The organism is Bacillota bacterium (assembly GCA_030019365.1).
GTDB lineage: Bacteria > Bacillota > Sulfobacillia > JACIYH01 > JACIYH01 > JACIYH01.
In genome coordinates this window covers 1-13,062 of record JASEFA010000001.1, presented here as the reverse complement: position 1 = coordinate 13,062, position 13,062 = coordinate 1, and the positions used below count along the sequence as shown (strand labels likewise).

Sequence of the window (13,062 nt, the reverse complement as noted above, 5' to 3'; positions counted from 1 at the left end):
CTCACCTGCCCGCAACCGCAGGCAGCGTTCCCCGGCGAGCCAGGGGAACCGACACCAGGTGGATGATGAGAGTGAACACGATTATTTCCAGGGGTTTGGACACCAGGCGGGGAGGGACCAGGACGGCGTATGGGATCATGAAACTGAGGTGCAGGAACCAGGGTGTGAGCACCATCCCCACCAGCACCTGGGCCACCCCCACGGCGGCCGCGATCCGCGCCAATCCGGGCTCCCTACCCGGCCACAGCTTAAGCACCAGGCCGGGCACCAGGCCCAGCATCCCCGAACCCAGGGTGATAAGAGGGGCATACGCTCCCATGGGGTTGATCCCGTAACCCACCAGGTCGGCAACCGCACCCACGATGAATCCGAAAACGGGACCGCCCCAGACCCCCGCCATCAGGATGGGGAGCGCTCCGAAACCTATGCGGATGGCCTCCACGCCCCCCACGGGGATGCGAATGCTGGCCACCCTGGTGAGCACCACGCTCAGGGCGATGAGCATCGCCCCCCAGGTCACCAGGCGCAGGGGCAGGACGGAGCGAGAACGGGAACCAGTGGCATGAGGCATGGCGCAACTCCTTTCCACCAAACCGATCCCCTATATACTCGCTGAGGACAACCCCCGTGTCAACCGCGTGCCACGAGGAAACTGGCACTGATCGCGGTCGGCCAGGCGTACTCGGGATCACGCGGTCTCTTCCGGCTCACGGCCGTAGGCGCGCCGGTGTCAGCCGAAGGGCTGCCGCACGGGTACCTGGCCTGAAGGCGGCTGGGGGACGACACCCGCCCCAGGACGGCCCGCCTGGGCAGGCGGCCACAAGGCGGGAACCTGCACGCTGCCCGTCACTCGGGCGGCGAAGATATAAGCCGGCGGCGTCCCCGGCACCAGCACGGTGCCGCCCACCACGCGCGGGACCTGCGGTGGCGGCGCGGGGCGGGGCACGGAAGGCGCCGGGGCCGGGGGACCCGTAGCGGGCGACGCAGCCGCGGGAGTCGCGACGGGAGCAGCGACGGGGCTGGGGAGCGCTGCATGGGCGGGGGGAGCGGCAGCTCCGGCGGGAGCGGGAGCCGGCAGGCCGGGGGCGGCAGGCGCTGGGGCGGAGTCGGCCGGGGCGGGGGCGCCGGGTGTCAGACCGGCGAACAAAGGTGAGGAACCAGCGGGTTCCAACAAGCGCATTCCCCCTCTTTCCTCAAGCGGGTATTCCATGAGGAAATCCAGGACACCAAGGACCAGGCCCTGGGCGGATGCCTCCCGGTATACCGGGTCGGCCAGCCTGCTTTCGCCCAGCACGTCACCATGGCAACCGAGGTACGCCAGCACGGCCAGCCTCGCCGGCGGGCACCACGGCATCGCGGGCCGGGCCCCGGCCCGCCAGAGCACAGCGCCGTACCCTTCTTCCGACCCGGGCAGCAGGCAGCACCGCACGCGGTCGGGCACCTGGGTTTGCCGGCTCAGCCAGCGGGCCAGATGGGTGGCCATCTGCCCGGCCCGGGGCCAACCGGCCAGATGATGCACCACCTCAACCCGGTGTTCACCGGTGCAAGGGCTGGTGTGCAGGGAAATGAACAGGCTCCGGGCCCCGCCCCTTGCGGCAGCCACCCTGTCCGCCAGGGAAACGGCATGATCCCGGTCCCTGGTAAGCACCACATACGCCCCCAACCGGGAGAAATGGGGTGCGGCGCGCAGGGCGACGTCGAGAACGAAATCCGCCTCGCAGTGACCGGCGGGCCCGCGGCCGCCCCGGTCACCTCCCCCGTGGGCGGGGTCGAGGACCACCGTCCACCCGTCCAGATGGGAATCGACGTGCAGGATCCCGCCGGCCTCGTCCCATAAGAGCCGGTGCCCAAGAGCCTGGCAGACAGCCCGCCAGGCAGCAATTGAATCGGCAGGAACCGGAATCGATGCCCTGTTACGTACCACGACGGTGGCGTTCATGCGCGTCCCCCCATACTCCTCTCCCCACCAGCTTATGAAGCAAAGCAGGAAGGGGCGCCCGGCGACTCCGCACCACCCGCCGCGGGGGAAAGCCGACAGTCACGCCAGGTGGCAGGCCACCTCGTGATCGGGTTCAAAGAGACGGAGGACGGGTACTTCGCGACGGCACCCGTCTTCAGCCCGCAGGCAGCGGGGCCAGAAGCGGCATCCAGGGGGCGGAGAGGAGGGGTCGGGCACGTCACCCTCGAGGGGAGTCCCCATGGTTCGCCTGTGGGGGTCGGGGACGGGCACCGCGCCAATGAGGGCCTGGGTGTAAGGGTGCAGGGGCCGGCCCAGCACCTTTTCGACCGGTCCGGTCTCGACCAGGACCCCCAGGTACATCACCCCGACGCGGTCGCACATGTGCTCCACCACGGCGATGTCGTGGGAGATCAGGAGGTAGGAGAGCCCCAGCCTGGCCTGCAGGTCGGCCAGTGGTCGGCGGTCATGCCGCACAGGCACAGGTAGCGCAGGCGTTCGTTGGCCGACGTGGCCTGTTCGTATACCCCCGAGTAGAGGAGCCACTGGTAGGGGGCGCTTAGCCAGCCCCTCCAGGCCGTGCCGCCCTTTGGCAGCGCTCAACCGGCTTCTCCCAGGCCGTGCAGGCGGCACCGTTCCTCCACGGGGACGTACTCTTCGTCCAACCCCAGGTAGCGGGGCCCGAATATTTCCAGGCCGCGGCTCGTGCGCCACCTGTCCGGCGCCGGAAACGCCACCACCGCCACCTCCAGGCCGGCCGGGATGACGGGGTTCAGGACCGGAGCCCCTCCGTGTTCGGCGAGCAACGATATGAGGTCGGGAACGGTGGCCACCACCGCTCCGTCCAGCCTGGCCACCATGTGCTCGTTCCGGAACTGGACCGCCATGGTCCTCCCCCGGTAGGTACCCCGCCCGGCCACCCTCACCTCGCCCTGGGTAAGACCGCCGGCGATACGGAACGTGCTGTCTTCCGCCACCGTACCGCGGAAGATCACCCTACCCCCACCGGCCCGCGCGGCTGCCGCCGCCGGGTCGGCACCGCTCCGCCGCGCGCCCCGCAAGGCGGCCCCCACTTCCCGCGCTCTGCCCAGAGTACCCCGAAGGAGGGAGCGTCGCGCCACGCCCGCCGGCACGGGGTGGTCGGCCACGCCCGCCCGGTCGCCGCTGGCCACGGCGAAGGCCCGCGCGACGGCCTCCGCCCGGAAATCGTCCCCCACCCTCTCCACGATGGCCAGGTCGCCCATCGAGCTGGCCAGGGCGAAGGGCGCGATGGGCACCCCGTCCAGGTAGAAGGTGGAGTGGAACAGCTCCGGCACCGCCCGGCCGGCGGGGTCGGCATCCACCAGGGGACGGTCCATCATGAGGGCCACGGCCACGGCGGCGGCGGTGTTCCCGCCCCCCAGCTCGGTGGCCACCACCGCCGCCACGGGCCTGCCCAGGAACCGCTCCAGGGCCTGGCTGGCCAGCAGTGGCTCATATGTCTCCAGCCGACGGGTATCCTCCCGGCCCTCTTCCGCGGCGGGCGAGACCGCCCCCACGAAGTAGGGTGAAACCACCAGGTCGTCTTCCCCGAGATCGTCCAGATCGGCCATGGTCACCGGACCCCACCGTTCCCAGCAGGCGCGAGCCAGGGACAGCCCGCTCTCCAGCCGGCCCCCACCCCCGGTGGCCAGGGCCGCACAGCCCAGCAGCAGGTCCTGGATGTCTTCCCAATCGAGCTTCTGCACTGCTTTCCCCCCACCCCCGCCCGCCGGCTGCGCGGCTCACGCCGCCGGACGGGCAGTTGCCTTTCTCACGGCCGCACACGGACCGGCACCGCCGAAGGGCCGGGGCTACACGGGGCCGGCCCCCTGCTCCGCAGCACTCGCTCTCACGTCGCTGCGGTGGTCCTGCGCTGGCGGGCACCGGCCGGGGAAACGCCCGGCATCCCACTCCACCTCGAAGCCGAAGAAGCGCGGCACCAGGATGGCCAGGCCCCGCTCGCTCAGCCATTCCTCGGGAGCCGGGAAGCCCAGTACCGCCACCTCGGTCCCTGGGGGCGCGTGGGGATTGAGGACGGGTCCCCCGTCTTCCCCGCGCGACACGCAAATCAGGTCCGGCACGGTGACATCCACGCGGCCGTCCCTCCACGAGATCACGTTCTCGTTCTTGAACCAGATGCGGTAAGAGCTGCCCGCCCAGGCACCGGTCCCCTCGATCTCCATTTCTCCGAACAGGAAGCCCTCTCTGTCTTCCCACCGGGGATCCGCTCTCACCACCCCCCGGAAGAGCACCTCGCCCCCGCCTGCCTCCGCCACCGCCTCCACGGGGTCCCTGCCGGCTTCTCCCGCCTGCCGGCGCGCCCTGCCCACCGCCATGGCCCGGCTGAGCGCCCCCGGGATCACCCCGCCCTGGCGCAGGTCGGCCACCCGGGCGGGGTGATCCGCGGTGGCGACCAGTCCGCCGCTGGCCACCGCCAGCGCGCGCACCAGGTCCTCGGCCCGGAAATCGTCCACCACGTCCTCCAGCACGGCCGTCTCCCCGTAATTGGTGCACACCGCCAGCGGGTGGATGGGCAATCCCTTCAGGTAGTAAGTGGAAAACTGCAGGTCCGGTACCGCCCGGCCGGCGCCGTCGGCGTCCAGGAGGGGTATTCCCGCCCGCGCCGCCATGGCCACGGCCACCGCCGTGTTCAGGCCCCCGTACTCGATGGACACCAGGGCGGCGAACGCGCGGCCCAGGTGGCGCTCGAGGGCCCGCAGGGCCAGGTAGGGGGGCGGGTCCTCGGGCCGGGGCAGCCCGGCGAACCGGACCACCAACTCCGGACTCTTCGGCGCGGTCGACCCCGTGTAATACACCGAGCACGTGGTGCCATCATCGGGTAACTCTTCCAGCGAGGCCAGCAGGAAGCTGCGCCCGGCCTCATACTCACGCCTGATCATCTCCCAGCCCCGGGCCGGGTCTCCTCCCCCGCCGGTGGAGAGGAGGGCGCAGCCCTCCAGCATGTCCCTGACCTCGCTCATCTCGAGTTTGCGCAACACCTCACCCCCCAGAGGGGCGGCGCCAGCCCCGCCAGCAGCGGGGGTCGACCCCGCCCCGCCATTACACCCGTTCTGCTATCAGAGCCCGAGCGGCCCTATTTGGCCTCCTCGCGGTAGCAGTCGTACCACCAGACCACGTGGGGGTAAGCCGGGTTGTCGACGAAGCCCTGCAGCGACGCCGCCAGCGGCCGCACGTATTGCTGGTCGTACAGGAACAGGGCGCCGGCATCGTCCACCAGGGCCTTCTGCGCCTCCACGTACTTGGCGATGGCCTGCTGCCGGTCGATGCCGGAAACCCGGTGGCCTTCCTCGATGAGCCGGTCATAGTCGGGATTCTTGTAGTAACTCAGGTTGAACACCACTTCCGGCTCCGAGTGGAACAGGTTGACCAGGAAGCTGTACGGGTCGGCGTAGTCGGGCCACCAGTAAAAGAGCAGGATGTCCTGGCGCTTGTTCGGGTCGGGGTTCTTGGCCAGATCCCACTGCTGCTCCCAGTTCATCACCCGGATCTCCAGGTCGATGCCCAGCTTGACCAGTGAAGCCTTCAGCAGTTCCGCCACCCGGCGCTCCTGCTCGTCACCGCTGGTGTAGGTGAGCAGCAGCTTGAAGCCGCCCTTGCCGTACCCGGCCTTCTCCAGCAGGGCCCTGGCCTTGTCCGGGTCATAGGTGTACTGCGGAACCTGGTCGGAGTGACCCCACAATCCCTTGGGCACGGGACCCCGCGCCTGGAAGGCATACCCCAGCATGACCGAAGAGATGATGTCCTGGTACGGCACCGCGTAAGAAATGGCGCGCCGCACGTCCGGATTGCTCAGGGGCTTCTTGGCCGTGTTGAGCATCCCCAGGAGATTCTGGAAGGAGGGCGTCACCGCGATGCGCACCCTGGGGTTCTGCTTCAGGTCGGCGATCTGATCCAGGGGCAGCTGGTTGGCGTAGTCCGCCTGCCCGGCCTCGATCATCTGCCGCCGGGTGGTGGGCTCAGTCACCTGCTTGAAGACCACCTTGTCGAAGTGCTTCCCCTCCCAACCGCGCCAGTAGTCCGGGAACCTGGTGAGCACCAGGTCGGCGGCCTTGTCGTAGCTCTCCAGCATGTAGGGCCCGGTGCCCGCCTCGTGCCCGGCCGCGAACCAGTCCTCCCCGTGCTGCTGCACGGCCTGGGGGTCGAAGACGAAGGCACCATAGCCCGAGGAGACCACGATGTCCATGGGTGCGGGGTATTTCAGCCTGAACACCACCGTATACTGGTCGGGCGTCTCGATCTTATCCACCGCATCCCATATGAAGGACGCCCCCTTGCCCCGCTTGATGGTGCGCTCGATGGAGTACTTCACCGCCACGGCATCCATGGGGTTGCCGGTGTGGAACTTCACCCCCTTGCGGATGTGGAAGGTCCACTCCAGCCCGTCCGTCGACTTGGAGTAGTCGGTGGCCAGCACCGGAAGGAACTTGTCGTCAACGGGGTCATAGCGGAGCAGGGTCTCATACATGGTGTTCATGGCGATGATTTCGTTCGAGAAACTGTCGCTGGGATCCCAGAACACCATGACCTCGCTGGAGTTGGCATACACGGCCACCTGCGGCTTCGCCGGTTCCTTGGCGGCCGGCTTGCTGCAGGCGGCCAGCAGGGAAAGGGACAGGAACATGACCGCCACCAGGCTCACCCATCTTCTCCAGGTCTTCACCGTCATCCCCCCCTTGTCGTGTCTATCCCCACTTTGAGAGTGGCCGGGCCTCCCTACGGCCCGGCTCACTCTGAGGTCCCACCGATCCCCTCATAGGTGCCCGGCTACCTCCGCTCTATCCCCGCGCCGGACACTCGCCGGTGCGGCCGGCCCTCTGTGTATATGGGGAGCCTGTGCCGACAACCGGTCCGACTGCGGGGGACCCGGCGGGTAACCTGCTCGGGAGTTACGGATTCGGCGCACCCGCCCCTCTTCCCTCCCCTCCTCTTCTCCCCTAGGGACAAAGTTGCGGCCGGAAGATTGTCGCTATTGAACAGGAAGGCAGGCAGACGGGTGCGAATCATGGCAGAGGGGACATGCATGTCCATCACCGTAATGGAAGCGCTGCACATAGGCAAGCTGGGACGGGCCCGAGTGCTGGCCGGCCGCCGGGGGCTGGGGAGGCTCATCGAGCACGTGGACGTGATCGAGATGCCGGACATCCGGCCCTGGGTGCGACCCAACATCCTGTACCTGACCAGCTTCTACGCCATCAGGAACAACCCGCCGGCCCAGCAGGACCTGATTCGCTACCTGGCCGGGCACGGAGCGGCGGGGCTGGTGCTGGACACCCAGAGCTTCCTCAAAGGTACCCCTGCGGAAGTGCTGCAGGTGGCAGAGGCCTGCGACTTCCCCATCATCGAGATCCCCGAGGGCGCCAGCTACATCGACATCATCACCCCGGTGCTGGAGGCCGTGTTCACCCGCCGCCGCAGCCGCCAGGACTTCCTGGAGGACCTGCTGCAGGGTGCCCTGACCGAGGAGGTGATCGGGCAGAGGGCCCGGTACCTGGGCTGGCGGCCGGAGGGAAAGCACACCGTACTCATCGTCGACATCGATGATTTTCAGTCGTACTGCCTGTCCGGGCGGCTTTCCGAGCAGGCCATCCAGGAGTTGAAGAACCGCTTCCTGGAGGTGGTGACCGGGACGGTCCGCAGGAGGCTGCCTGGTGACCACCTGGTGGCTCCCCGCAGCGACAGCGTGGTGATCGTGGCCCGGCTGCCCGATGGCGGGCTCCCAGTCGCCGAGCCGTCGTACCCCCACCCCCTGCCCGGGGACGTGCGGGCCACGGTGACGAATCTCGCCGCCCGGGTGCGGGAAGCCGTCAGCCCCATTCTCCCCGGCCTCACCGTCTCGCTCGGCATAGGGCTCCTGTGCACCCGCCCCTCCCAGATCGCGGAGAGCTTCGCCGCGGCCCAGGATGCCCTGGCGGTGGGGCGGACCCTGGGGGGAGGCAACCGCACCGTCTTCTACCAGGATCTGGCCATGCACCGGCTGCTGGCGCGGATCGGGCCGGAGGCCGAGCTGGAGCGCTTCGTGAGAGAGGAGATCGGCCCCCTGATCGAATACGACCGCAGGCGAGGCTCCCAGCTGGTGCATACCCTGGAAGTGTACCTCGACAGCGGATGCCATCTGGAGAGGGCAGCGGCCCGGCTCTTCGTACACCGGAACTCCCTGAAGTATCGCCTCAAGCGCATCAGGGAGATCGTCCGGCTGCCCGCCTTCGAAGGAGAACGCCTGGTCTCTCTCGCCTTCGCCGTCAAGGCCCACCGCGTCCTGGAAGAGAGACACCGGGCGGGGGCGAGGGCAGTGCCGCCTGCAGATCGCCCCACGCGGGCCGGCCTGCCCTGATGGTGGCCACCACCCGGATGTCCTTGATCTTGTCGCGCGGTACGGTGTAGATGTCGTCCGACAGGACGACCATGTCCGCCCTCTCGCCACTGGGGCGACCGTCTCAGGGAATCCGCCGCCGGGCCCGTACCGTCTCGAATATCTCGACCCGGCGCCGGGACAGCTCCCGCAGGTAGGGTTCGGGAGGCACGCACACTTCCGGGGGCAGCACTCCCGCTCCCTTCACCTCGCCCCTGGCCACCATGCGGGCCACGATGGCCGGGGGAACCCCGGTGAGGTAAGCCAGCCCGGTGACGTTCCCTTCCAGGTCGCCGGCGGAGACCACCTCCACCCTCACCTCGGTTTCGACCCCGTCCCTTGTGCCCACCGCTCTCACCAGGAGCTCGTCCCACCCCGGTGAAGGCTCCTCTTCCCGCAAGGTGTGGCGCAGCATGCCCAGGAGCACGTCCCTAGGGGCCACCATGCCCCAGGGGGTGGCGACAGGCTCCTCGGACGCCAGACCCAGCTCCACCAGGGCCCGCACCCTGGCGATGGCGGCGGCATCCCAGGAGTCCTTGTAGGTCATCTCCTGCAGGCCGGGAATGCTGCGGGGAACGGTGGCCAGTTCGGAATGGAGGATGGTATAGGTGGTGAGATGGCCCAGGCGGGGATCAAACCGGACCTCCTCGGGATCGGAGAGGGGCGGTGCCTCCACCACCTGCCCGTGCCTGACCACCACGGCGGGCCGGCTGGCCTCATCCAGGACGGTGCTGGCCGCGAAGCCGAAGGTCTGCCCGCCCGCGGTCGACCCGTACCGGATGTGGATCTCGCGCACCCGGTCCAGCCTGCCGGCAGCCCACCGGCACAGCACGTTCGAGGTGCCCGGATCCGAGCCCATCCCCGGGATCACCAGGATGCCGGCCTCCCTGACCTGCGGGTCCATGGCCAGCTGCCTGCGCGTCATGTGGTAGAGGCCCCCGAGGTCGATGAGGGGCACGCGCGCCTTGATGGCCGCCCCCATGACCACCAGGTTGAACCGATACCAGGTGGCGTTGACGGTTACGTCCGCTCTCTTCATCAGCACAACCAGGCCCGCCTCGTCTCTCACGTCGATCTGCTCCACAACGAGGCGGTGATCGTCCACGACGGAACGGAGTTGCGCCAGGGCAGGCCCGTCCCGGTCGGCCGCGATCACCGCCTCCACCTCAGCATCGGCCAGCAGGTCCCGGATGGTGACCCTCGCCATGGCCCCCGCCCCGCCCACCACCAGAATCCTCACCGTTCATCCCTCCGCACTCTGGTCTTCACCGGGGGGCGCCTGCCTGCCGCCCTCCAGGTCGTACTTCTGCATCTTGCGGTACAGCGTGGCCGGGCTGATGCCCAGCAGGCTGGCCGCCTTCTTCCTGCTCTCCTGCGTGCGCTCTGGATACAGGCGGAGGGCCTGCCCGATGAGATCGCGCTCCAGCCGCTCGACCTCCTCCTGCAGGCGACCGCCGGACACCGCCGCTCCGCTCCCCCCGGACCCCCCTATCCGGAGGGGAAGGCTCTGGCCGGTGATGGCCGGACCCGCCTCCATGTTGACGGCGTATTCGATCACATTCTCCAGCTCCCGCACGTTTCCCGGCCAGGGGTAACTGCGCAGCAGCTCCAGAGCCTGGGGGCCCACCTCCAGCGGCGGCCGGCCCAGCCTGGCCGTGTGCTTGGCCACGAAGTGGTGTACCAGCAACGGGATGTCCCCCTGGCGCTCCCGCAGGGGCGGGATGTGCAGGGGAATGACGCTGAGCCGGAAGTAGAGGTCCTCACGGAACTCCCCCTGGCGCAACATGGCCTCCAGGTCCCGGTTGGTGGCGGCGATCACCCGCACGTCCACCGGCACCGCCCTCACCCCGCCCACCCTCTCGATCCAGCGGTTCTGCAGGGCGTGGAGGAGCTTCACCTGCATGTGCAGGGGGAGATCGCCCACCTCGTCCAGGAAAATGGTCCCGCGGTGGGCCAGCTCGAACTTCCCGGGCTTGCCCTCCTTGCGGGCGCCCGTAAAGGCACCGGCTTCGTAGCCGAAGAGCTCGCTCTCCAGGAGGGGTTCGGGAATGGCCCCGCAGTTCACGCTCACGAAGGGCCGCGCGGAGCGGGCCCCGGCCCCGTGGATGGCGCGGGCGAACATCTCCTTCCCCGTTCCCGTCTCCCCCGTGATGAGGACCGGCGCGTTTCCCACCGCCGCCCGTCGCGCCTGCTCCTTGACCCGGGCCAGAGCTTCGCTGGCTCCTATGATGTCCTCGAAGGTACAGGGCTGGAAGGGCTGGGACATGTTGTACACCAGCCGGTGGACGTCCCGCATGTCCCGGAAGGAGGCCACCACGCCCATGGTCCTGCCCCCTGCGGCGATGGGCACCGCCGACACCAGCAGGTGGACCTCGCCCTTGCCCGCGGCAAATACCTCTTCCCTTTCCAGGTAGGCAGGCTGTCCTTCCAGCAGCTTCAGCAGGGGAGCACCCGGCCAGACGCTCTCGAGAGGAAGGCCCACGGGGGATCTGTCCCCCAGGCGCAGGATGCGGCGGGCCGCCCGGTTGCAGTGGGTAACCCGGCCCCGGTCGTCGACGGCTATCACCCCCTCCACCAGGGTGTCCACCATGGCCTCCAGGCGCAGGGTCTGGAGTTGCAGCAGGGAGTGGTGCCTGAGCTCCGAGACCTTGCTGGCCAAGAGGTCCGCCACCTTGCCCAGGAAGGCCAGCATCTGCTGCGGTCTCTCCATCAGGATGGCTTTCTGCGCCGGGGTCATGGCGGCCATGGCCAGCACGCCCAGGGCCTGACCGTCCAGAAGGATGGGGCAGCATATTTCCGCCAGCTCCTCGGTCTCGCCCCGCAACACCGAAGGGTCGTAGGTGGGATCCGAGGACGCGTCCGTCACGATCTCCGGCCGCATGGTCCGGAGCACCCGCCCGTACAGGTACCCGGCGCCGGGATCACCCCCCTCCCGGTGCTGGCCCACCCGCCCCACGTCCTTCCCCACCCCGGCGACTATGCGTAGCTCGTCGTCCACGATTTCCGCTTCCACGCCGAAAGCGGCCGATATGACCTCGGCCAGCTGCTGGCACGTCACCCTTATCGACCACAGCTCGGACACCATCTTCACCCCCCTCGGCCCCGCCCCGCGGTCGCCTCGCCCGTCCTCGTGACCACTCGCCACCGCCCTGCGGTGGGCCCGGCCGTTCTCATCACTACGCGGCCAAGCGCGATCGCACGACTGCGATTATCATACCTGAGAACAGACTCGCCTGCCATGGGGGCTGGCCCCCCCCCCCCCCGGCCCAACCCCCCGTAATCCCTCTGGTGCCAGGGCGTATCTCGCACACGGTCTCTCTCACCCGGGCCGTATGGCGCCCGGGAGTTCCTCTGGCACGGACCTTGCGCACCACCCTGGGCAGACATCTCACTATCGGAGGAGGAAACATCATGGGGTTCGACGTCCTGATACTGGGGGCGGGCGGGGTGGGCACGGTGATCGCCCGCGAGCTGGCGCGCTCGCCCGCCGTCGGCAGGCTGGCGGTGGGCGACGTGGACCACGACCGGGCACGGCAGGTGGCCGCCGGGCTGGGGGACCGCGCCACCGCCGTAAGGGTGAATGCCGCTGACCGGCAGCAGGTCCGGGAGGCCATGTCCGGGCTCCACCTGGTGGTCAACGCCGCCATACCCCGCTTCAACCTGGTGGTGATGGAGGCGTGCCTGGAGGCGGGATGTCACTACCTGGACATGGCCTCCGACGGTCCCGTCAACCTGCCCGGCCGGGTGACCATCTGGCAGCAGCTGGAGTACGACGGGCGCTTCCGGGAAGCCGGCCTCACAGCCATCCTCTGCCTGGGCGTGGACCCGGGCGCCACCGGGTTGTTCGCCCGCTGGGCGGCCGACCGTATGGACACGGTGGAGGCCATCATGATCCGTGACGGCGACCGCTCCGTGGCGGAAGGGTACCGGCTGGCCATCTACTTCTCGCCCGACACCTCCATCGAGGAATGCCTGCAGCCCTCGTACATCTACCGGGACGGCGAGTACGTGCTGGGAGAACCCCTGGAGACAGGAGTGGAGACATTCGACTTCCCTCCGCCCGTGGGTCCCCTGGTGGTGCGGTCCGTGCCCCACGAGGACGTGGGCACCCTCCCCCTGCACATCGGAAAGGGGCTGCGGTACGTGGACTTCAAGTACGCCCTCGACCCCGGCTACGTGGAAGTGCTCAAGGTGCTGCGCATGCTGGGCCTGCACAGCAAGGATCCCATCCGGGTGGGCGATGCCCTGGTGGCACCCCGCGATGTGGTGACCGCCCTCCTTCCCAAACCGGCGGAACTGGGGGGCCGCATCAAGGGTCACATGTGCGTGGGCACCCTGGTGCGCGGCACCGAGAACGGGCTGCCGGCGGAGTACTTCCTGTACAACCTGCTGGACCACGAGGAAGTCTTCCGTCAGCATGGGGTGAACGCCACCGTGTGGCAAACGGCCATCCCCGCGGTGGTGGGTGTGGAGCTCATGGCCGAGGGCCACATCACCCGGCGGGGGGTGCTGGTGCCCGAGCAGCTCGACCCGGAGCCCTTCTTCCCCCGCCTCAAGGCGCGGGGCTGGTACGTCTGGGTGCAAAAGAAAGTGGTCAGCCAGATGTAACAAACCTCCCCCCAGCAGCACCCTGCGCGGCGGCCACCCGGGCGACAACCCGTAAGCGTCAAATAGCGCCCACCTCCGAGAACGCCCGAGGTGAACATCACCAGAA

At 68.9% G+C, this 13,062-nt stretch carries 10 protein-coding genes; 2 read left to right on the top strand and 8 right to left on the bottom strand.

Translation table 11 applies throughout. The features are described 5' to 3' along the window. Position 1: 1 nt before the first annotated feature. The 6 genes from QME70_00050 to QME70_00025 form a co-directional block, all read right to left on the bottom strand. Entirely contained in the window at positions 2-589 is a 588-nt protein-coding gene (locus QME70_00050; GenBank protein ID MDI6892995.1) for a folate family ECF transporter S component, read from the bottom strand. A 141-nt stretch (positions 590-730) separates the two neighbouring features. Beyond that, complete coding sequence (locus tag QME70_00045) at positions 731-1,939, bottom strand: N-acetylmuramoyl-L-alanine amidase (GenBank protein MDI6892994.1); 1,209 nt, start codon at positions 1,937-1,939, stop codon at positions 731-733. Between the two features lie 99 nt (positions 1,940-2,038). After that, a complete protein-coding gene (locus QME70_00040) occupies positions 2,039-2,434 on the bottom strand; it encodes an ABC transporter ATP-binding protein (protein MDI6892993.1) in 396 nt (131 codons plus the stop codon). A 122-nt stretch (positions 2,435-2,556) separates the two neighbouring features. Continuing rightward, on the bottom strand, positions 2,557-3,684 hold the full coding sequence (locus QME70_00035; GenBank protein MDI6892992.1) for a DUF917 domain-containing protein: 1,128 nt from the start codon (positions 3,682-3,684) through the stop codon (positions 2,557-2,559). A 105-nt stretch (positions 3,685-3,789) separates the two neighbouring features. After that, positions 3,790-4,974 carry a DUF917 domain-containing protein gene (locus QME70_00030; protein MDI6892991.1) on the bottom strand — a complete coding sequence of 395 codons (1,185 nt, stop codon included), beginning with the start codon at positions 4,972-4,974 and terminating at the stop codon, positions 3,790-3,792. A gap of 98 nt (positions 4,975-5,072) precedes the next feature. Continuing rightward, positions 5,073-6,665 (bottom strand): ABC transporter substrate-binding protein, encoded by a 1,593-nt coding sequence (locus QME70_00025; GenBank protein ID MDI6892990.1) that lies wholly within the window; start codon positions 6,663-6,665, stop codon positions 5,073-5,075. A gap of 354 nt (positions 6,666-7,019) precedes the next feature. On the opposite strand from QME70_00025, the gene QME70_00020 reads away from it, so the two are divergent. Then, positions 7,020-8,330: a PucR family transcriptional regulator ligand-binding domain-containing protein gene (locus QME70_00020; GenBank protein ID MDI6892989.1), complete on the top strand. Its 1,311-nt coding sequence runs from the start codon at positions 7,020-7,022 to the stop codon at positions 8,328-8,330. A 103-nt stretch (positions 8,331-8,433) separates the two neighbouring features. Here the strand turns inward: QME70_00020 and QME70_00015 are convergent, their stop codons facing one another. Together QME70_00015 and QME70_00010 are read right to left on the bottom strand one after the other, a co-directional pair. After that, positions 8,434-9,588: a saccharopine dehydrogenase C-terminal domain-containing protein gene (locus tag QME70_00015; protein MDI6892988.1), complete on the bottom strand. Its 1,155-nt coding sequence runs from the start codon at positions 9,586-9,588 to the stop codon at positions 8,434-8,436. A 3-nt stretch (positions 9,589-9,591) separates the two neighbouring features. Continuing rightward, positions 9,592-11,430, bottom strand: coding sequence for a sigma 54-interacting transcriptional regulator (locus QME70_00010; GenBank protein MDI6892987.1), 1,839 nt, complete (start codon positions 11,428-11,430; stop codon positions 9,592-9,594). Positions 11,431-11,759: 329 nt separating this feature from the next. Here QME70_00010 and QME70_00005 point away from each other — a divergent pair, with 329 nt between their 5' ends. Further along, complete coding sequence (locus tag QME70_00005) at positions 11,760-12,956, top strand: saccharopine dehydrogenase NADP-binding domain-containing protein (protein ID MDI6892986.1); 1,197 nt, start codon at positions 11,760-11,762, stop codon at positions 12,954-12,956. Positions 12,957-13,062: the final 106 nt, after the last annotated feature.